The organism is Aquimarina sp. MMG016 (assembly GCF_018100805.1).
In the GTDB taxonomy this organism is placed as follows: domain Bacteria; phylum Bacteroidota; class Bacteroidia; order Flavobacteriales; family Flavobacteriaceae; genus Aquimarina.
On sequence record NZ_JAGJEA010000001.1, the window covers coordinates 226109 to 247278 of the forward strand.

At 29.6% G+C, this 21170-nt stretch carries 26 protein-coding genes; 5 read left to right on the forward strand and 21 right to left on the reverse strand.

Annotated elements, in window-relative coordinates; genetic code table 11:
* Window positions 1-92: 92 nt before the first annotated feature.
* On the forward strand, window positions 93-1037 hold the full coding sequence (locus J8M14_RS00885; protein WP_211072461.1) for a tryptophan 2,3-dioxygenase family protein: 945 nt from the start codon (window positions 93-95) through the stop codon (window positions 1035-1037).
* Window positions 1038-1515: 478 nt separating this feature from the next.
* On the opposite strand, the gene J8M14_RS00890 is transcribed toward J8M14_RS00885, so the two are convergent.
* The 4 genes from J8M14_RS00890 to J8M14_RS00905 all read right to left on the reverse strand — a co-directional run bounded on the left by J8M14_RS00890 (window position 1516) and on the right by J8M14_RS00905 (window position 5551).
* The gene (locus J8M14_RS00890) at window positions 1516-2211 is read right to left on the reverse strand and encodes a hypothetical protein (protein WP_211072462.1); all 696 of its coding nucleotides are present in this window, start codon (window positions 2209-2211) and stop codon (window positions 1516-1518) included.
* Between the two features lie 856 nt (window positions 2212-3067).
* The gene (locus J8M14_RS00895) at window positions 3068-3424 is read right to left on the reverse strand and encodes a hypothetical protein (protein WP_211072463.1); all 357 of its coding nucleotides are present in this window, start codon (window positions 3422-3424) and stop codon (window positions 3068-3070) included.
* Between the two features lie 32 nt (window positions 3425-3456).
* Window positions 3457-3891: a hypothetical protein gene (locus tag J8M14_RS00900; RefSeq protein ID WP_211072464.1), complete on the reverse strand. Its 435-nt coding sequence runs from the start codon at window positions 3889-3891 to the stop codon at window positions 3457-3459.
* A 157-nt stretch (window positions 3892-4048) separates the two neighbouring features.
* A complete protein-coding gene (locus J8M14_RS00905) occupies window positions 4049-5551 on the reverse strand; it encodes a S8 family peptidase (protein WP_211072465.1) in 1503 nt (500 codons plus the stop codon).
* Between the two features lie 222 nt (window positions 5552-5773).
* Here J8M14_RS00905 and J8M14_RS00910 point away from each other — a divergent pair, with 222 nt between their 5' ends.
* The 3 genes from J8M14_RS00910 to J8M14_RS00920 all read left to right on the forward strand — a co-directional run bounded on the left by J8M14_RS00910 (window position 5774) and on the right by J8M14_RS00920 (window position 8449).
* The gene (locus tag J8M14_RS00910) at window positions 5774-6352 is read left to right on the forward strand and encodes a hypothetical protein (protein ID WP_211072466.1); all 579 of its coding nucleotides are present in this window, start codon (window positions 5774-5776) and stop codon (window positions 6350-6352) included.
* Between the two features lie 673 nt (window positions 6353-7025).
* Window positions 7026-7775 (forward strand): ATP-binding protein, encoded by a 750-nt coding sequence (locus J8M14_RS00915; RefSeq protein WP_211072467.1) that lies wholly within the window; start codon window positions 7026-7028, stop codon window positions 7773-7775.
* 11 nt (window positions 7776-7786) lie between these two features.
* Entirely contained in the window at window positions 7787-8449 is a 663-nt protein-coding gene (locus tag J8M14_RS00920) for a response regulator transcription factor (protein WP_211072468.1), read from the forward strand.
* 86 nt (window positions 8450-8535) lie between these two features.
* Here J8M14_RS00920 and J8M14_RS00925 read toward each other — a convergent pair whose 3' ends face one another.
* The 3 genes from J8M14_RS00925 to J8M14_RS00935 form a co-directional block, all read right to left on the reverse strand.
* On the reverse strand, window positions 8536-8874 hold the full coding sequence (locus J8M14_RS00925; protein WP_211072469.1) for a hypothetical protein: 339 nt from the start codon (window positions 8872-8874) through the stop codon (window positions 8536-8538).
* 240 nt (window positions 8875-9114) lie between these two features.
* Window positions 9115-9252: a hypothetical protein gene (locus tag J8M14_RS00930; protein WP_211072470.1), complete on the reverse strand. Its 138-nt coding sequence runs from the start codon at window positions 9250-9252 to the stop codon at window positions 9115-9117.
* A gap of 182 nt (window positions 9253-9434) precedes the next feature.
* Window positions 9435-9836 carry a hypothetical protein gene (locus tag J8M14_RS00935; RefSeq protein WP_211072471.1) on the reverse strand — a complete coding sequence of 134 codons (402 nt, stop codon included), beginning with the start codon at window positions 9834-9836 and terminating at the stop codon, window positions 9435-9437.
* A 522-nt stretch (window positions 9837-10358) separates the two neighbouring features.
* On the opposite strand from J8M14_RS00935, the gene J8M14_RS00940 reads away from it, so the two are divergent.
* Window positions 10359-10946 carry a hypothetical protein gene (locus J8M14_RS00940; protein ID WP_211072472.1) on the forward strand — a complete coding sequence of 196 codons (588 nt, stop codon included), beginning with the start codon at window positions 10359-10361 and terminating at the stop codon, window positions 10944-10946.
* Window positions 10947-11287: 341 nt separating this feature from the next.
* On the opposite strand, the gene J8M14_RS00945 is transcribed toward J8M14_RS00940, so the two are convergent.
* The 14 genes from J8M14_RS00945 to J8M14_RS01010 all read right to left on the reverse strand — a co-directional run bounded on the left by J8M14_RS00945 (window position 11288) and on the right by J8M14_RS01010 (window position 21116).
* Complete coding sequence (locus J8M14_RS00945) at window positions 11288-11899, reverse strand: GNAT family N-acetyltransferase (RefSeq protein ID WP_247672518.1); 612 nt, start codon at window positions 11897-11899, stop codon at window positions 11288-11290.
* Window positions 11900-11902: 3 nt separating this feature from the next.
* The gene (locus tag J8M14_RS00950; RefSeq protein ID WP_211072473.1) at window positions 11903-12199 is read right to left on the reverse strand and encodes a hypothetical protein; all 297 of its coding nucleotides are present in this window, start codon (window positions 12197-12199) and stop codon (window positions 11903-11905) included.
* Window positions 12200-12365: 166 nt separating this feature from the next.
* On the reverse strand, window positions 12366-12800 hold the full coding sequence (locus J8M14_RS00955) for a hypothetical protein (protein ID WP_211072474.1): 435 nt from the start codon (window positions 12798-12800) through the stop codon (window positions 12366-12368).
* A 71-nt stretch (window positions 12801-12871) separates the two neighbouring features.
* A complete protein-coding gene (locus J8M14_RS00960) occupies window positions 12872-13609 on the reverse strand; it encodes a class I SAM-dependent methyltransferase (protein ID WP_211072475.1) in 738 nt (245 codons plus the stop codon).
* Between the two features lie 181 nt (window positions 13610-13790).
* Window positions 13791-14303 (reverse strand): hypothetical protein, encoded by a 513-nt coding sequence (locus J8M14_RS00965; RefSeq protein ID WP_211072476.1) that lies wholly within the window; start codon window positions 14301-14303, stop codon window positions 13791-13793.
* Window positions 14304-14770: 467 nt separating this feature from the next.
* A complete protein-coding gene (locus J8M14_RS00970; protein ID WP_211072477.1) occupies window positions 14771-15436 on the reverse strand; it encodes a hypothetical protein in 666 nt (221 codons plus the stop codon).
* Window positions 15437-15578: 142 nt separating this feature from the next.
* Window positions 15579-16169 (reverse strand): carboxypeptidase-like regulatory domain-containing protein, encoded by a 591-nt coding sequence (locus J8M14_RS00975; RefSeq protein ID WP_211072478.1) that lies wholly within the window; start codon window positions 16167-16169, stop codon window positions 15579-15581.
* Between the two features lie 57 nt (window positions 16170-16226).
* Window positions 16227-17003: a hypothetical protein gene (locus J8M14_RS00980; protein WP_211072479.1), complete on the reverse strand. Its 777-nt coding sequence runs from the start codon at window positions 17001-17003 to the stop codon at window positions 16227-16229.
* Between the two features lie 192 nt (window positions 17004-17195).
* On the reverse strand, window positions 17196-17735 hold the full coding sequence (locus J8M14_RS00985; RefSeq protein ID WP_211072480.1) for a hypothetical protein: 540 nt from the start codon (window positions 17733-17735) through the stop codon (window positions 17196-17198).
* 333 nt (window positions 17736-18068) lie between these two features.
* Window positions 18069-18641, reverse strand: a complete 573-nt coding sequence (locus J8M14_RS00990) for a transposase (RefSeq protein WP_211072481.1) — start codon at window positions 18639-18641, stop codon at window positions 18069-18071.
* Between the two features lie 210 nt (window positions 18642-18851).
* A complete protein-coding gene (locus J8M14_RS00995; protein WP_211072482.1) occupies window positions 18852-19415 on the reverse strand; it encodes an SMI1/KNR4 family protein in 564 nt (187 codons plus the stop codon).
* A 541-nt stretch (window positions 19416-19956) separates the two neighbouring features.
* Complete coding sequence (locus J8M14_RS01000) at window positions 19957-20664, reverse strand: DUF4145 domain-containing protein (protein WP_211072483.1); 708 nt, start codon at window positions 20662-20664, stop codon at window positions 19957-19959.
* A 38-nt stretch (window positions 20665-20702) separates the two neighbouring features.
* Entirely contained in the window at window positions 20703-20906 is a 204-nt protein-coding gene (locus J8M14_RS01005; protein ID WP_211072484.1) for a hypothetical protein, read from the reverse strand.
* Between the two features lie 21 nt (window positions 20907-20927).
* On the reverse strand, window positions 20928-21116 hold the full coding sequence (locus J8M14_RS01010; RefSeq protein WP_211072485.1) for a hypothetical protein: 189 nt from the start codon (window positions 21114-21116) through the stop codon (window positions 20928-20930).
* Window positions 21117-21170 lie beyond the last annotated feature (54 nt).

The following is a 21170-nucleotide window of genomic DNA, read 5'->3' on the forward strand; positions in this document are numbered from 1 at the left end:
GATAGTATTGACGGTTCACGTAGTTACGTCAAAAATAACGTAATAAAATCGTATCGATCCCTAGCAGAATATTTAGTTAATTAAAAGGAAACATGAATAGAGAAGAATTATTAAAAGCAATAGATAAAAAATATACAACAATGGGTCAAGACCCCAATATACACCTGGCCGGGTTGTTATATGCAGAACCCATGCAATACTGGGATTATATTCAACTTGATGCATTGTTGGGATTACAAACCAAAAGGACACAATTACCTGATGAGATGGTATTTATCATGTACCATCAGATCAATGAATTAGTATTTAAGATGATCCTATGGGAAATGAATCAGATTTCTAAGACTAAGAATATTGAACCTAAAATGTTCATAATGCATTTAATGCGAGTAAGTAGATACTTTGATATGTTATCTAACTCCTTTGATATTATGAGCGAGGGTATGGAAATTGATCAGTATATGAAGTTTAGAACAACACTTACTCCTGCAAGTGGTTTTCAATCTGTGCAATACCGCAAAATAGAAATAGCATCTACAGAGTTAATTAATTTGATTGATTATCGATTTAGAAAAACTATTAATAGAGATACACCTTATGAACATGCATTTAATCATATGTATTGGCAAGCAGCAGGAAAAGACCATAATACAGGAAAGAAAAGCAAATTGATGATCAATTTTGAAGACAAATACAAAATAGAATTGATTGCGTGGATGAAGGAATACAATACAGTTAACCTCTGGACCAAGTTTAAACAGCTACCGGAGGATTATCAGAAAAATAAAGATTTAATGAATGCCATGCGCCATTATGATCATACGGTAAATATTGATTGGGTCATGCACCATTACAATACAGCGACAAAGTATTTGGACTCAGGTAACGTAAATATAGAAGCAACAGGAGGAAGCGATTGGCACAAATACATGCATCCAAGGTATCAAAGAAGAATTTTCTTTCCAGAACTATGGAGCGAGGAAGAGCTAGAGAATTGGGGAGTTACTAACCTTGAGGGATACAAAAAAATTTCCTAAAGGAATCAAATTATATACTCAATACCATTGTAGATTTTTTGAAATACATTGTTTTATTGAACTTTATACAAAAGTGGTATTATTTTTTTTCCAATAAGTAATTGTGAGAAATGTATACCTATAGACGAAAGTATAATGAGGACCATTGTTTCAGACAACCCATTGATAAAAAACAAAAAGAAATCTGACCCCGTATGATAAACGTTAATTAAAACTTTTAAAAGCATTACAATAAATCCTATTATAAAAAACAAATATAGATGTAAGGACGGTTTTTTGAGCACATAAATAATAAAAGTAAATGCCCAAAACAAACCAAAAATGTATACTACCCATATAAAATCAAAACTTCCTCCTCTTTTTATAAATATCATTGGGTCAAATAAATCTACAATGAATAAATTAATCTCACCTACTAAAATGATAATCAATAAATTAAATATACAGGAAAGAACATGGAATTTTATAACATTATTCATTATATATAGAAATATGTATTGTTTTTGTTGTCTAGTTCTCTAGTTTCACGTGGATTAAAAGCACCATCGCACCTTATTCTACCATCGCCATTGTTTCCTCTTTCTCCTCTGCCCGCTCCAACAGAACAAAAGCCATCATCAGCTATAAAATGATTTTCTAAACTTGTGATGATTTCTACATGTCCTGTACCTATTACTACAATATCGCCAGGCTGAGTTTCTTCATAACCAATTCTTTTCTTTAATGAAGTTTGACCATTAAGTATTTGTCTTGGGTCATAGTAATGTCGATTAGCAGCAGTAAAACTTCGTTGATTATATAAATATATAGAATCTCCAACAAAAACATTACATAACCATATTTTATGTGAACCTGAATTGCTCCAAAATGTGCTATACAATCTACTGTCCCATTCTTGATAAGCTTTCTTTAGTCTAGCTAAATGGTCGTTATTTTTTTTCACATTACTAGCAGTATAATGAAATCCGGATAGAGAAGATAAAGTACTTTTTTGTGAACTTGATAAAGCGCTCCAATCATTCCAAGAAGCAAATGAATTAGGCTTTCGTGTTGATCCAGCTAATTTAGGATTAGGCGAAAAAAACCAATTTTGTTTTTTAGTATGAAAATTCCAATAAGAATCCATGATAGTTTTATTTTCCCCAAGTTTTATTGCTGCACTGGCTAAACTCATAAATTACGATTTGTAATAGTTTTGTTTTCTCACCCAAATATACGAAGTCTACTAACACTTTTTTTTGGGAAATATCCCTAAATTTAACAAGAAATAAATCAACCAAATATAGCTTTGTGAAGTTTGCAAGTTCGTAGGACACACAAGTTACTAATAAAAAGACTTTTAGAAATTATACCTATCCGACTCGGGTAGAAACTATTATCATACTTTTTATTATTCTCAATATTGTATACACAATAGCACAAATCCTCCCTCCAAAATTATCTGTTCGTCCACAAAATTTAAACAAACATCCTCATCATTCAATATTTTATTACATAAAATAATAATTTAAAGTATTATTAATTATAATACCATATATTATGTTAGAAAAACTGTTAAAATCACAAAATGTTCAGGTTTTAAATAAACAAGAACAACGCTCCGTCAAAGCAGGGTCCAACGTTCCTTGTGTAAAATACCCAGGTACTTTTCTATGCGTTACCGATGTCTAAAAGCTAGAACATAAAAGTTGTTCACTCAGTATGTAAACCGAACCGTTTGAGGGCAGTTAGAAACTTTATCATTCTGATAATTAATAATATTCGACTGTCCTCAAACAGATCGTTTATTTGAATTTTTTTTAGAAAAATTGATGCCACAAAACATCGAAAATAAGTTTATATAAAATCATACCCATAGCAATCCCTACTGCTAAACTCACCCAATTTGTTTTCTTCTTTTCTTTCATTGGTTTATTGAACTTTTAGTTTACTATACCCAACGGAAAACATTTCCGCACTATCAGGTTGAATAATTAAAACTATATAAACATGATACAATTTTTCACAACTCCTGTTTTGTTTTTCATCGTTTATTTAGACTTTTGATTTATTATTTTTTTTGTGTTTTCCAAATAGCTTTTAATATGGTAATATGTAGGTTCTACTTCTAAATCAAATTTTTGAAAAAAATAACTAGAAACTTTCGATGGACCATTGTCTTTTAGCATTTTAAACAACATTTTGTTTTCTTTCAAAGCTTCCTCTTTAGATTTTCCTGAATGGTTGATCAAATAGTTATTTTTTTTGTTTTCATCATTTACATTTTTGTTAATCTTAAGCCATGTAATTACTATTACGATACAACAAATTATAAGAATGGGAACAACAAATGGTTGCAAAGCAGGATGTGTTTTCCTAGCAAATTGAAATACATACATAAAGATCATCCATTTCCTATCGTTTTATTGAACTTTTTTATCTATTGGCTTTTTTCTAAACTTTCATGCACAACATCAAGGTATTCTCTCCAAAATTTTTTTTCTTTTTCATTTAGTTTATCATCATCCATTATTAATACCATTTCAATATTTTTTATTATTTCAGTTTTTTCAACGTCTGATAACGCCTTGAGCGTTCTTTCATTTAGGATACCTTCCATTCCATTACTTGTGCTTCCTCTGCCACCACCTCTGGGATAAATTTCAAATTTCTTCAATTTTAAAGCATCTTCTATAACCCTTATACTTTCAGTTGTCTTTTTTATATCCTCCTGAAGCTTTATTGATTCTTCTCCGAAGAAAGACGGAACTTTACTTTTTCTATGATCCATGTTCTCTACCAATCCACAATTAGAAGCATTTAGAGTTATGAAAAATAGAACTAAAATCAATGTTAAATTTTTACTATGTTTCATCGTTTATTTTTTTATTAAAACTTGATAATCTTTTCTGAGATTCAATATTCCATCAATCTCAACGATCTCTTCTATCTAAAACCTAGGGGTATTAACTCTTCTGGAATGAATATTTGAACAAGACATTTAGTGCTAAATGCCTTGTTCAAATTACTTATTAAAGTGTAGCTTTATCACAATTAATAATACCAGATCCATAAGTATTATCATAACCCCGCCTTCCAAGATCTAATGCACTCCTTTGTAATTTATATTTAATTTGCAACGGACTTAAATTTCTAAATCGTTGCTTAATTAATGCTGCTGCTCCAGCAACGTGTGGACAGGCCATACTAGTTCCTGATTTTGAACAATAACCATTTCTTAAAACCGTAGAATTTATATATACTCCAGGTGCAACCACATCCACTTGATTCCATTGTGAAGTTTTTCCTCCTCTACTAGAAAATCTCGCAATTCTATTTTTAAAATCTGTAGCCCCTACTGCTATTGGGCTTGCAAGAGCACTTCCGCGAAGGATTGAATTAGCAGGAGAACATACCCACGGGAAACTAGAACCATAAGAATTTCCAGAAGCGATAACAATAGTTACCCCAGCTGCTTGACATCTTTGAACCGCTTGGGCATATGCTACTATTGGCGCGCTAGCTCCTCCTAAACTCATACTTGCTATATCTATTCTATTAGTGACACACCAATTCATCCCAGCTATAATCCAGGACATATTTCCTCTTCCACTATCATTCAAAACTTTTACAGCATATAAAGAAGCTCCGGGAGCAACCCCGACTACTCCATTATTATTTCTTCCTGCAATAATACCAGCACAATGCGTTCCATGGCTATGCTTGTCTAAATAACTTGTAGATCCCGGAATAAATGAAACTCCTCCTCTAACATAAAGGTCAGGATGTCTTGTTATACCAGTATCCAATACAGCTACTTTTACACCTCTACCCGTAATACCTCTTCTCCATGCATTAGTTGCTTTAACAGCATGTATATTCCATGGTATTGGAATGTATTTATATCTAAAAAATGGAAAAGGTTTAATAGGTTTTAATGGGTTTAAACGCGGATTTTTTATCGGAAATTTAGGTAGTGTTGGTGTAGTTGGACCACTTATGTTTTCACTTGCACCATTACTATTCAAAAGTGATTTTAATACAAAATTCATGGTTTTTTCTGCACCATCTTGAAAATCTGTAGAATCTAAATTATATTCTTCAGGATAGTAATAATTGTCAATTTCTGGTTCCTGAACTATATCGTAGTCATAATTTTCGAATTCATTTTCAAAGCCCTCAGATTCTTGAAAATCTTCCTTAAAAAAGATATCACCCCCATTAATATTTACAGTTATATCATCTTCTATATAATTTTCAACTTCGAGAATACCCATTTCTATATCTTCTTCTACGGCCATAACTCGATCATTTTTTTCTAATTTAGAAACTTCTGATTCGCTTAGCGTTACAGAAGCGACACCTAATTCTTCAAAGTTGACAACATCTTCGTCCATGATTTCTTCGTCCGAAGCTAAAAAGCTATTGCCTTCTTTATAATTTCTTTTACTAAGTCCAAGAATTTCTTGTACCTGTTTTGTTGACACATTACCTTCATGGAAGGTTACGATGTACTTTTTGAGTTGTTTTGTCATGATTCATTACTTTTTAATTAATAACCCATTATTGTTTTTATACAATTTTTACGGTATCAAAATTGCACTAAAATGCTAATAGAAATCAAGAGGAGAATGCTTGAAATTTACGTAAGGGTTTTTCCTGTTTTTTTTGAGAAAAACAAGGTATTTAAAACCTGTATAGATTTGATAATGAAATGTTTATTATTTTAGAGCTGTATAATTAAAATAACATATATTATGAATGATCTTAACACAAATCACAATGAAAAAAAACTAAAGAATTTTATAACTATCCCAGGTAAAGATGTTGGTAACAAAGAGGATGATCCTAATGATATTACACCAATTAATTACCCTATACCTGATAATAAGACGATCTCTGGATCAGGAATGCCTATTACAATTAGACTATTTAGAAAAGTCGTAAAAGCATACTACAACAGACAAAATAAAGTTCATGAACTTTTTAAACATTTTGTTCCCAGGGAAAAACAAAAGGAGACAGCACTTTTAGACCCACATAATGAAATTGTATCCGGGATATACGGACGAGATACTTTACTTCATATTTTATCCCAACCAAGATGTGAAGGCATAAGGTATGTAAACTGCGTTTACAGAAAAGAAAAATCCATTGTGTTATTTGGTGTAGACCGTAATGGGCAGCCAATCGGAGAAAAAGAAAAATCCTCAAAGGATACTCTTCCAAAAAACCTTTTGATATACGAAGTAAAGCAAGAAAGCAAAACTATGTCTGAAATTTTGCAAATGATAGATTCTAAAGAAGAATTTGTCAGTCAAGTTATATTAAGCTAATGTTCGACTTCACAGATATCATATATTATATTTTATTGCTAAGCGCAATTATTTTGAGTCTAATAGCTCCCAAAGATCACTTTCGGGGGCTTATTTACTTACGAATATTATTAATTGTTGGATTTTGTAGTGAATTATCTGTCGATTTAATCAACAGTAATTACAAAGCTGTTCACGCTCCTCCTAGTCCTATTCATTATTTTTATATTCCTTTTGAGTATATAATGTTAAGTGTTTTTTTGAAAAAATATTTAAAAGTCAAATTGGTAAAAACTCTAATTAACTTTTCTTTTATCATTTATGTTTTAGTTGCTCTATATTTTTCAATATTCTACTATTCTTTCGGTAAAGATTATCCTGGTATTATTTATAATTTTGGTATTGGTTTTTTGATTATTTGGAGTTCGCTATTACTCTTCAACTTGGAATTTAATAAAAAGGTGAAATTAATACAATTACCTATATTTTGGATATGTACCGCAATAATAATTTTATATTCAGGAGTGTTTTTTTACAACGGTGTTTATAACTATCTTGTTGATGCTAGAACAGAATTAGCTTACAAATTAAGAAGAAATATAAACTTAAACTTGAATTTTATCTTTTACATCTTATTATGCTATTCTTTTATATGTTCAATACGTCACAAGAAGTCAGCGAAGTCTTCTACTCTGTGATTGGAGGAGTTGTTTTAATGATTTTTCTGGCTACTATTTTTATTCTATCGATAATTCGTTATCAAAATAAGGAACGTAAATACCATGACGAGAAAAAGGCATTAAATGATAAGTTTTCAAAAACCCTACTTCAATCAAGATTAGAAATAAAAGAACAAACTCTGCAACAAATTGGTTATGAGTTACATGATAACTTAGGACAAGTAGCAAGTCTTATTAAAATTCATCTAAACCTATTGTCTTTTGAAGATGAAGATACTGCCAAACAAGAAGTTGACAATATCAAAGAGTTAACGAAACAATTGATAATGGATATTAAACAACTATCAATTAGTCTTAATAGTGAAAGAGTTGTTCAATTAGGAATTTCAAAAGGGCTAGAATTTGAAGTTGAACAGTTAAAAAAAATAAAGAATTTCCAAATTAAGTTAACTAAACCAAGTGAATTCCCAGATATAGATTCTAATACCACAATCATACTTTATCGCATGATTCAAGAAATACTAAATAATACTATTAAGTATAGTAAAGCTAAACGCATCTCTATTGATGTTACTAAAACTGAAAAAAAACTTACATTAGTTTTTAACGATGACGGTATTGGTTTTGATTTAAAAAATAAATTGAAAGAAGGAGGGTCTGGCTTGATTAATTTGAATACCCGTGCTAGATTAATAAATGCCGATTTTAAAATCAAATCAAAAATAGATGAAGGAACGACTATAATAATTGAAGTTCAACTATAAATATCTTAACTATGGATGTTACCATCAAACTTGCTCTTGTAGATGATCACAAATTATTTCGTAAAGGATTAGTAAGTCTTATCAATAAATTGAATCACGACTATTCTATTATGTTTGAAGCAAATAATGGTGTTGAACTTCAACAAAAAATAAATAATAGTTGTCTACCAGATATTATCATAATGGATGTTAACATGCCCGAAATGAATGGTTTTGAAAGTGTCTCGTGGTTACACCAAAATTTTCCAGAGGTAAAAGTACTAGTTGTTAGTATGGTAGGAAAAGAAGAAACTATTTTAAGAATGATAAAATTGGGAGTAAAAGGGTATTTAAGTAAAGATGTAGAACCTAAAGAATTAGGAGAAGCTCTTCAATCCATTTTTAATAAAGGATCTTATTATACCGATTTTGTTACTGGTAAAGTAATTCATTCTATTCAAAATGAAGTCTCAAAACACGAAAGCATTATAGAATTTCATGAACTAAAAGAAAGAGAACAAGAATTCATCAGATATGCATGTACCGAAATGACTTATAATGAAATTGCTGATAAAATGTGTTTAAGCCCAAAAACCGTGGATGGATATCGAAAAAAAGTTTTTGAAAAATTAAATGTAAAAAATAGGGTTGGGCTCGTACTCTATGCTATAAAAGCAGGCTGGGTAAAATTATAAAATATTTATTACCGTTCTAGATAGCATTTGTCAAGAAATTCATCTAAGGAATTAGCTAAATGACAAAACCCAAAACCACCTTTGTTTTATTGAACTTTTGTTTTACTTTTTGTTTCTTCCTTCTTTCTTAATCGAGCTTCTATTTTTTCTTCAGGAGAACCTTTTATCCAAGTTAATGATCCATTTCGTTCATAATGAAAACTTGAATAAAAATGCATCCCGCCCTTCTTAAAATATAATCCATAATGATTAGGAAATGCCTCTACTTTTTTAAATGTGTATCCTCGCAATTCACAATATTTTCTTCCTTTTCTTTCTGCACCCCGATCTCCTAAATAGACTAGCAATTTGATTAATCCTATAAACAGAATGGCCAATAAAATCAAACTTCCTATTATGTATACTATAATCTTTAGAATTGTCATTGAGGCAATCATTTATTTGAACAAAACACCCCATACTCAGAGTTAAACTGAATATGGGGTTTAGTTATAATTTTTTACGTTACTTCTAAATTACTAAAAAAATAGGTTTTATGTCCCCGACTAATTTGTTCTATCTAGGATAATATCTTTTTTTAACTTTTATATATAATTAAGTCTGAGCCTAGATGTAGATTACAATGCCCTAAAAGTTGGAAGTATCATAAAACTTAATTTCTGTAATTAATTTGCATTCTGCCTTGATACTTTAAGACGTTGTTCATTACTAAGATCAGTACCTATACCACCTCCATATATTGTATTTAATGATTTTCTGGTTAATTTATTCTTTTTCAAACTTTCTAAACTTAATTTTTTCATGATTCCTTTTTTAAAGTTATACTTTGTTTATTTTTTGATTCTAACTGTAGCTACTTTTAGGGAAGGCTACACTTAAATTTTAATCATTTTGAGTTTTTTCAGTAATCTAACTATTAATGTTAATAAGAGTCCTTTTGTTACTCAAAATTATCGGTTTTATTGAACTTTTGTTTCTATTAAATTTATAATAATTGTAGAGTTTGTATAAAAGTACCTACCGTATAGGCATCGGCTGCAATACCAAAATATTTAAACACTTTTTCTGGCAACTTCTCTTTTAAAATCTCTTTGTCTTTTGATTCGAGTTTCTCAAAATTCAATATCCAACTTTCTAAATAATCTCTGCCATATTCTGATAAAGCTCTAGAACCAATGTATTTAGTATAACCTTTGCTATTTAACCATTGTTTAGCATTGTATAAATATTCTTTACTAAATTCGTCACCTAATAATTCTGAAATTTCGGAATCAAGATTTCCATTATAAATATCATTTATTCTTCCTTTTGAATCTAAATATAATTTAAATAGTATTAGATGTGAATATAAGTTCCTGGTCTCAATTATTTCTAAAATTGCATTCATCGTTTTATTGAACTTTAAACACTGTTTTTGTTTCTAAACTTTATTAATCTTCTCACGTATATAAAAAATATAATTCCTTATAGTATTAATACAGGAATCGCTATCATACTAAATATTCTTACCATGCATTGCTCTCCTTTACATGTGATGCCTGCGATAATAAAAAGGATTGCAAATGAACAAATCACGCCGCTTATAATAGTTACAATCCAGTAGAAAATTTTCATCGGTTTATTGAACTCTTTTTTTACTAAGTTTTTTTATGCTTCTCCAAATATGATTAATATAATCCCATTATTATACTTTTTCAAAAAAAATCAGTAATTCTTCTATTTCTATCCAAAGCACATTTTCTTAGTATACAAAACAAAAAATAGGGGAAAATTTAATTACCACTTTACATACATCACTGATTTTCAAACGAAAAACAACAAAATACTACAGTTTATCCACATCGAAACTGTTCTTAGCTGATTAGATCGTAATTTAATTATAGTTAATATTTAATCTTAAAACCAAATTATGAAAAATTTTAAATTCACATCATCTCTATTAAACCTAGCAGGTTTAGTAATGATATCCATGTTTGTATTATCTTGTAGTAAAGATGAAGTAGCATCTGATGAAATTGAAAATCAGAACGACAAAGAATTAATTTCTGTTACGCCAGAATTAAATGACAATATTGTCTATTTGAAACCTCCAAAAGGTTTTGAAAGTAAAACCGAAGAAGAGAAACACAATTATTTTAATCAATTATCAGCGAAAGAACATGAATTGCTTAAAGAGAACTATAGAATTTCAGATTATCTGAAATCTCAAGGACTTTTAGAGGATATTGGAGCAAAACTTAAAGACGGAGAATTACTTGATGCCGAAAAACTTAATGGTGTCTTATCGGTCAAACAGTTTGAAGCGCTAAGTATACATAAACCTACTACAAACAAAAACCTTAAAGCAACCTGCACACTATTTCCAACACCATACTGCGTTCTTGGTAGGGCTTGCCCCAGCGATCCTCTATTTGATAGAGCTGTTTTTGAATTAGTCTGTAGAGATGGCGTAATTACAGTATATTACGGGTATTTTTGTAATATTTATTGTACTTAACAATAGCAGTGTAACAACTTTGTGATGTCATTAGGTTAGGCATGTTTGGGAGTAATTAATAATTACTCCCAAACATGCCTTATTTATAATAAATGGTTATAATCAAAATCTATAAAAAATTTACTTAATGTACTCTAACACCCTCCCGATATTTAACAATTTCTCTATCGTTTGGTAGGTTTTCATAAATAATAACCGTTTCCCACTTTCTTTTAAAATGTTGCATGAGCATTTTTCCCAATCTTTTTAATCCTAAGGTTTTGTTGGGTCTAGCATTTCGATGACTTTTATCTAGTGAATAAAAAGTACGACAATTACCATCGTTTTATTGAACTTCAATGCTAAATATAATACCTTACCATTGGTCTATGTTTCGACGTCCTATCAACAATTTCGAAACCTGCATTCTCAAATGACTTGTAATGACCTATCCATAAAAAACCATCAGGAAATTTATCTTGAGTTGGAATTGTTGGATAAGCTTCCAAAATTCTTATGCCTTCTTGTCTTGCATACTCCACCGCTCCTTTCAAAAGCTCGACCGAAATCCCATGCTTTCTGAACTCTTTGGAAACGAAGGTACAAGGTATTGACCAAACCTTTTTGTCATCAATTGGTTTGTGTACCCTAGATCTTTGTAATCTGACAAAGTCTTCTCTAGGGGATAGTGCACACCATGCCACAGGAATATCATCGTAAAATCCAATAAGTCCAACTGGTTTACCATCCCAAATCAACTTTTTGAACGCACTTTTATTTCCACCATTAACTTTTCCTTCTTCATGTTCCGATTTATGTAACCGAAAATGCATACACCAACAATTTGCGCCAGCTCCTTTTTCTCCAAAGAGTTCAAGTAGTTTTTCCCAGTTGTCCCTTCTTAAGGGTTCAACTCGGAAATTGGCTCTGCCTAGAGTGCTATTTGATTTTTCAAAATCCATTTGATAATTCATCGTTTATTTAGACTTTTTGTTTTTTAAAGAAATAGATGTTCTTTTATAACCTAGTTTTTCTTTTTGTTCTTCGTATTTTTGAGATTTAGATTTTATTACAATTATTTTTATTTTTTCAATTTCACTGGTGTATGGATTATAAACATCTTCTAATTCTACATCTAAATATACACCTTCTTCTAATTGAGTACTTCCCCTTTCGAAGGGAATACTATCTACTCTAATGGGGGTATCTTTATTAATACCATGCTCTTCCATTTTTTCTTTTATTGCATCGTTTAATTTTTCTATAGTTTTCATCGTTTTATTGAACTTTAGTGTAAATTAAATATCCTGTAAATAAAAGTAGAATTAAAATTGCAAGTATTACTGATAACCTCTTTTTGCTCTTAATTATTTCTGCTATTAAATCAAGTAGTTCTTCAATCATAGTATATTTAAACTTTTCAATCTATTATTTGGACATTTAATCCTCTATAAGGTTATTAGCTGCAATTACTTTCTTAAAATATTCTTTTGCCAATTCTTTCGCTCCCTTATCATTCATCATATCATAGTCAATAATAAAAGGCTCATCGAGTCTTAAACTATGGGCTTTGAGTATAACTTCCTTTCCATTAAATGTTAGCTCTTGATTAAACCTTATTTCAGCTAACCTTTGTTTTTTAGGAGATAGTACATCAATATCTATATCTATAATAGCCGTTCTAACATTGTTTTCAGTCGATTTTTGAATAAGTTCATCTAAATAACCTGAATTATAATCTATACTCTTAACTTTATTTTCATTACCGTATGAATAATAACATTTAACTGTTTTATACTTATGTTTGATGTTACTAATTTCCTGATTTAAGAAATCAACAAAAGGTTTGAGGAATAATTTTATATGACTTTCCATGAATTATCATTTATTTGAACTTTTGACGTTACGGTATGTGTTGATCACATACGAAATGTTATATGTTGTTTTTATCTTCGTCTATAAACACATTCTAAAAATCCAACATTTAATTCTTTCTTATTTTCTTCAAACTGTGCTTGTCTTTCTTGTGGATCAAAAATTTGATATTCATCTAATACTTTTTCTGTCCACTTTGTTTGCATTTCTCTTGTAAACTTAGATCTAATATTCTGGACTGTATTAGAGAAAATCATTCTTTCGAAATGTTTTTCGTCAAACAGTTCGGTAAAATCTTTTTCTGTAAAAAAATGTTTATAATACTCGCGCACTCCTGGATCTGAGGAATCACTATAAGAATGCAATTTTGAATGAACTCTGACATAAATTAAAGAACCTTTTTGTGTTCTTGAAATTATCTGAGATATGATTTTTTTAGATTCATTGATTGAGAAAAAATGTAAAAAATCAGATGCAATTACTAAAGAAAAAATCTCTTGGGGAATTTCTTGCTCTGGAATTGTAATATTCAATAAATGCAGTTTTCCAGCATTTTTTCCAGTGTATGATTCAATTCGTTTTTTTAATAGATTTAATTGAAACTCTTCATTGTCAATTGCAAATATTTCTTTTCCAGTTTTTGAAAACTCTACCAAAAAATTACTTTGTCCGCAACCTAATTCAAGTATTGGTCCGTCAATGAATTCCTCTTCAAATTTTCTAAGTAAATTATGGCTTTTATGAATCATTATTTCATTAGAGAATATCTCGTTATAAAGCTTCCAATAAATTCGTAAAGTTTCGTCCATAAATTATACGGTTTGGTTTAAGATTGCCTACAATAATATAATAAAGGACATGTCCTTTATGTTCTATGCATTTTTATATTAATGAAATATTCTATTTATCGTTTTATTGAACTTTTGTTTTAAAGATTATCATATAATGTTGCTGATCATTTACTCTAATTTAGAAATTTTAATAGATTACTTAATAATAGACTTTTTTATGATCAACTTCTCCTATTTTCAATATTTCAGAAATTACCATCTCTATTCTGGACATGTCCTTTGTGTTATGGGGCAAGTTAACTTCCCATAAGTTAAATATTACTGAATTAAAAAGGTTACCAAATTCTACGGTCGTAACCGTACCATCCGTTCCCATGGTAAAATTATTCGTCAAATTATTTATTTGTATGTTTTCAAGTAATGTTTGAATTTTTTTAAAGGAAGAATTGGATATATACTTTATGTTATGAAAGTCCTTTTCTTCATAACTATCTTGATTATTATTTTTTCTTTTGTTGTGTATCTTTGGATTCTTGAAAATTTTTACTTCAGTTGAATCTAATCCTTTACTCAGTTCAATTGATATATCGTTATTAATAATTAGTGTGCCTTTTATATTTAGCTTAATGTTAAAGACTCCATTTAAGGGAGAACTTTGAGACAAAACTCCGGTTGATATTAGTAAAATAAAAGTGTAAACTATTTTGATCATTCTTATCGTTTATTTGAACTATTAATTTAATAAATTTTATACTTTAGAAAGCTTTATACCAAATTTAAGAAGGTAATAATTTCCAACTCCAATTATCCCAGTTATAAAAACATATGCCGAAAGTTCTCCCCAATGATAGCCATTGTTAGTTTTTATCACCATAATCACAAGTTTAAAAATTTCAGGTAAAATTGATAACAATGCCAAGTATACAAATAAGCAGATTATTATTATAACAACGCCCAAAATCTTATACATCATGAAGTAAGGTTTTTATAGTTTATTTGAACTTTTACGCTAAATATATGAATCGAAGCAAGGTAAGCACACCTGAACCAATTGATCTATCTGCTCATTTTTATTTCGTTTAGAACTTATAAAAATTAGCACCTTTGCAAAAAGAAAATGACCTTTCGATCTTGTACAAAATTGCTCTGATTTCATATATAATATTAGTATTTCGTTTTTTAAGGGATAAATATCAGTCGTTGTTTTACTTTATTCTTATCTAAAACCCAAACAATTAAGTATCCGCCAGCACCATCACTATTCCATTGATGTATTATATAATCCTCTTTGTTTTTGTTTATAACGAAATCATTATCGCATTCAAAAATATCCTCAAAAAGAACATCAGGAATATTTATGTTTTTACCATCCACTGATGCATTGATTTGACTAACTTGAATCTTGGGAATATTTCCGTCAGTACCATAAAACCTTCTACCGTTAATTTTAGTTACATATTTTCCATCATAATTAGTGATTTTATTTTCAAAATCAAATTTTTGAAGCTTATAACTGAAAGAAAAACGATTCCCATTATACGCTTTTAGTTTTTCTAGTGGATATAAACGACTTTTATGGATGTACCCTAATAATAGTTGATCATTGCCTGATTCTATAGAAAATTTATTCTTAAAAATATTTACAGCTATCCAATTAGAATTTTCCGCGGTATCCGAATCCTCATATATAAATACTTCTGAGTCTTTTAGCTTGTATATGACCTTTGAATTAATATTTGGCTCTTTCCGAACATTTGTATAGCCATCCTTATCTTTTATTATGGCTACTTGTCCATAACTACAATTGCATAAAACTATGAACGTTAATATTAGAATTTTCCTCACTTTAATGAAATATAGTTTTTAATGAATGCTAATGATAGGTGTAAGAGAGCTTTAGCGTCGTTGATTAAATCGTTTTGCGAAGCGATAGCGAAGGCAAACTATTTTATCAATGCAATCTTACACAATGTTGTCTGCTGTTTTATTATTTTTTTAATCCGATTACATCTTCACGTATTTCTTTGCGCCACTTTTTCCCATACTTTTTGTCAAGATATTCAAAAACGATTTTGTTGTATTCATAAAGGCTTTCCTCAGAAACTGCTTCACATCCAAATTCAACGAATTTTAGCTTGTACTTTTTAGAGAATTTTTCGTCAGACTGATAGATTACTGGAGCTATTCCGCCAGATAATAGTATATTAATTTCACCAATCTTTATATGATCAAGAGCTTGTTGTCGATTTACTCCAAATCTTGGCTTGAGAACAATGTCAAAATTTTGTTCAGTTACTTTTCTCACGTCAATTATCTTTTCTACTGTTTTATAGCCTAAATCGGAAAAGCTAATCTTTATAAGGCTGTCATTTTTACGAGGCTTATAGTTAAGCTTAAAACGTCCATTTTCATTTGTTATCCCTCCAGTTGAGTTAACCATTATAAAAACATTTTTTAAAGGATTTCCGTTTACTTCAGATAATACAATTCCTTTAATCAGAACTTCATTTTCTTTTTCATTTTGTGAAAATCCGATTATTGAATGTAGAAATAATATTGTCAGGAAGAGTTTTTTCATATGTTGTACAACGTTTAATGTAAAATGCGTTAAAACGCATTTTACATAGTGTTGTGTTTAGTTTTTTATAAAAATTGTTGCTGTGTAATTCTTTTTTGTCCAAATTCCTTTTTCAGCTTTTTTTTCTTCAAAATTTTCAAATAATCCATAGTCGGATTCTATAGTCATAGTAAATTGATCCTTATTTTTTATATTAAATTCATTAGCGGTATAGTAGAGTCTATATTCACTGGGCTTTCGACCGTTCAAAATCTTTTTTCTTATATACTCTGAGATTGCCTTTGGGTGTTTAAACTTTTTTGTTTTTGGAAATTTAATATTAAAAACACCTTCGAATTTGAAATTAGGTTTATATACAAAAAGTAACTTTTCGTCAGTTCTTAGTTTTTTATAGTCTTCATCAAATTGTTCTGGAGAACTATAATTCTTTTTACTAAAGGTATATTTGAATCCAAATTTTTGAGCAATATTTAGTATTTGTTCAGCATTAAACTCATAAGATTTGCTCTCGGTTCGTATATACGAATACTGAGGATTAAATGACCAAACATTAATTATCTTATCTCCTTCTAAAAGCCTAATATGAAACTCATTTCTTGTTGCTTGGTTTTTTACTTCTTTTCCTTTTACGATTATTTTGGATATTGAATCTATAGTTCTTAGATCCTCTAATATAAAATTATATTTTTCAAATGTTTTTTCTTCATCGTAATGAGGATACATTCCAATTAACCTAATGTTGTCGCTTAAATTGAGTTTCTCAAAAACTATTTTTTTTTGAGAAAATGAATTTATAGATAAAAAAAAGAAAAGAATTGTTAATGTAATTTTCATATGTATTATTTGATTAAACACAATGTTTAATATATGTGTCGTAGCGGGGCAAAATGTTACCTTGTTTTTTGATTTTTCTGCGCATTGGTTGCTAACTTTTTCATAGAGCAGGCATTGCGCCTTACCAAAAATACAACAACCAATCGATTGATCACTTAGTTGCTATGTTCCCTTATATAATGTTAACAACATTTATTTTTTTAATAATTCTTTTAACTTTTTAAATTCACCCCATTCATTAGTATCCTCAAAATTAATCGTAAAACAGGTGTACTTATAATCCAATTCAGGTAACTTTAGATGACTTTCCATTTTGGCAAAATATCTGTTCATTGCATGACTAGGTAAATGATTATTTTTCATGCTCTCCAAAAATATTTTATTAAGATAATTCAAAATAGCTTTTTCACCCTTTTTGTCAATACTTAGAATTTCATTTTTTACAACTTTAAGTTCTTCTACTTTTTCGCAACTATTACAAATTCGATTATATTCCAAAATTGTGGCCTCTAAAACTTCATTTTTCTTTCTTTTGATCAATATTTCTTCTTCGTGACCTCCAAATTCACCGAGATCTGGGAAATAGGCTGTTAGAGTTAAAACAGTATTTTCAGAAATTTTATCTAGAGATTGATTTTCAGAGCCAGATTTAGATTCCAGAATTTCAGATTTATTCTGCTGGCAATAAACATTTGTAGAAATAATAAATAAAGTAATTAATGTTATTCTCATATGTTCGTTAAGATACAATTGGTTGTAACGCTAAATATAACAAACATCGTTGTCACGAAGGGCAACTATGTTTTGATAGTGTTGTAGATAGTTTAATTTTTTTCTAGATCTTTTATTTTTAGTTTTTTCGCTTTTTTCATAGCTTCTTTATAAATTTTATTCCCATATTTTTTAAAAATCACTTCATCCATTTTTTCGTTATAGCATATTTCGAATTGAGAAGGTAAACATCCAATATATTCTGTTTGAATATTGAATTCATTATTTAAAACATATTCTAGTTTTACATTACGTCCATCTCCCCTCGCTACCGCTAGTCTGCGACTAGTGGCATCATTTTTTGGTTAATCCTAATAAATAACCATAACTATCAATTTTTAAAACTGTATGATCATCCTGATAATTTCTAGCACTGCTATATTTCCAATCTATGGGATCTGTAACAAAACCCGATGCTACCGGATTGTTATGGATATAGTCGATTTTTTGTTGAATTACTTTGTCGGTCCATAACTCTATTGGTTTGTTATGTTGCTGCCAAAACTGCCTTTTAGTTACTGTGGGGTTCTTTTTGCCAGCTTTTTCAAACATCCACAATAACCATTCTTTTCTGCTTTCTTGTGAATTTTCTTCTATAGCTTTAATTACTTTTTTGGAAGTATATTTCTTAAAATCTCTGATAAGACCCGAAGGATCATCATTTGTGGATCGAAAAACCAAATGTACGTGACTAGGCATAAAACAATATGCATATACTTCCATTCCTTTCTCTTTTCTACAATACACTAAACTTTCTACTAACAATGATAAGTATAGTTCTCTAGTGAAAATATCGATCCAATATATAGTTGCAAAACTTACAAAATACAGTCCTGATGTATTATGAAACTTATAATTTCTACTCATTTTAGCAAAATACAAAAAGCTATCATATTTCTAATGATAGCTTTTATTTGTAATTATTGTTACTTTCTTACTCAGAACGCCACTAGTCACAGACTAGCGGGAGCGGGGGAGTCCTTTTGTTACTCAAAATTATCGTTTTATTGAATTTTTAATTTATTATTTCGCTAGTCAGAGTTTTAATGTGCTTTTTATAGGGCGTTAGGTTGTTGCTTAGTTTTTCCAATAGTCGTAAGCTGTTAAGTAATTATTTCCAGGATCTAACTCCTTGAAGTTATCCCAATTTCCATTTTCTTGATAGTCCGTAATACATCTGATAAAGGAATTGAAGTTTGAAAACCAAGGTCGATGCGATATTGCATCCTTTCCTGCTCCACAGTTGCTCATTTCGAAAAGTACAATCCGAGGATTATTTTGATCTCCATTCATGTCTAAACATATATACCATTCATCGTTATACAGGCCGAATGGAATTAACCCTAAACCTAAAATATTGGAGGATAATCCAATATTAAAAAAGTAGTCAGACAGAGATGATAATTTACTATTCTCTCTATTTCCGGCTATGAAAAGCCCTCCGGTATCAAAATCTTTTTCAAGTGAATAATATGACTTATAGAACTCCTTAAAAGGAGTGGGTAATGATAAATTAAGCCTACGTTCGATGGGTTTAAAATCTTTTTCACCAATTTCACTAGGTTTCATTACTTTTTCCCAATAATTATCTTGTGTAAGTCCGTATTCTTCGGCTTCAAATTCCAAATAGAATTCTTTCATTTTGGAATAGTAAGTTTTAAAAAATGATTCAATTACATTCATTTCTATCTACAGATCTATTTATGTAATCTAACAAAGGACAAATCCCTTATTATTCTTGTATTTATTTTTTTATACAATCAGTTTTATTGAACTTTACTTTATTTAATACATTCTCTTAGCCAATACAGATATGATAAAGTTTATTATGAAAATGATTATCATACAAGTATTAATAATAACTATCCAATTGACACTGAAATAAAACAACTCATAGATCAGAAATGAGGATAATATAAGAACCAAATGCATCCCTGAAAAATACTTGTTAGATTTATATCGCCTAAGAGCCAAAAATCCATAACCAATTAATACAATCCAATTGAAATAACTAAACCAATAAATCCAGTTAGATGCGTCCCAAAACCAACCAAGTGTTTTGTTTATACCTGTCTGATGTCCTCTATCCATAAATACGGACAACGTAATAAGTAGTAATATCAGAAAAAACATTCTTTTTTCAGTAAGATTAGTAATAGACATTATCGTTTTATTGAACTTTTTAAATTTCTCTATTCCTTTTTAGTTTTCTCGTCTTTTTAGGTATTTCATAAATACTTTCGATTATCGTTTCAATAATTTCAATAGCTATTTTAAGATCCTTTTTAGAGGGCGTTTTCAATTCGTGAATTGCTTTATCTCCTAAAAATTTGTGTTCGTGAAGTGCATCAGAGTTGTTTTTTGATATTATTCCTTTTTCAAATAAGCCATTTATTTTACCGCCTAAAGAATTAGAAACCTTACTCTTTTTTACTCCATCTTCTTCCCAATAAACTGTTCCCTTTACAATATCGTTTGACTTGCAAATATTTTCAACTAAAGCTCTTGTGCCTGCAGCACATAATATCAATAAATTACCATTATAGCATTCAATGGTTTCATAATATATTTGTCTTACTGAGTATGGAGCAGCATAAAAGTCTTTATTAATTATTGAATCAAAATCTCTGCTTGGATACAAACTTTCATTTAAAATTGCACCGTTTTCGTCAACATCTTCCGAATTATAGTTTTCTTCTCTAAATGAGATTCTTTCACACCCTAGACATTGAATAATTTGGTACATAGAATTCCACCAATATAAATCTTCTGGATAGTAACTCATAGGAGCTTCTCCATTATCTTCTACTTCTTTTAAAACGCCGTGAATTGTGTCTACTTTACAAGTTGCACAATAGACTTTTAGTTTTTCTTTTTTAGAAGTTACCATCTTTAATTAAGATATAATTTATCGTTTTATTAATTTTTTTATAGATTAAAACTTTTTTTGAAATTACTAAAATGCTTTAAATCCCTTATAGTAGTTGAAACTTCTCCGTCCATATAGAATACTAAAATATAACCATCTTTAATCAAATCTTCTAAAACCTTAAGATATTTATCTACATGTGGATTGTAAGCCATATCATGTATGGTAGCAATTTCGAATTGAATTTTTTTAACTGGGTGCATAATTATCGTTTTATTAGACTTTTAATCTAAGTTATAGTAATCTTTGTTAAGTCTTCTAATGTCCGTACTTAAGTTTTGCATTTGATCAGCCATAGATAACAAAACTGTTTTAGCCATTTGTAATCTAGATTCCACATCTGCATCATTATTCCCTATATGATCAATAGCTTCTCTCAAACTTTCGAAATACTCTTTTAATTCTTCTTCCATCGATTTATTGAACTTTTATTTTAACGGTTAGTGTATGGAGCGGACGCAGCAATA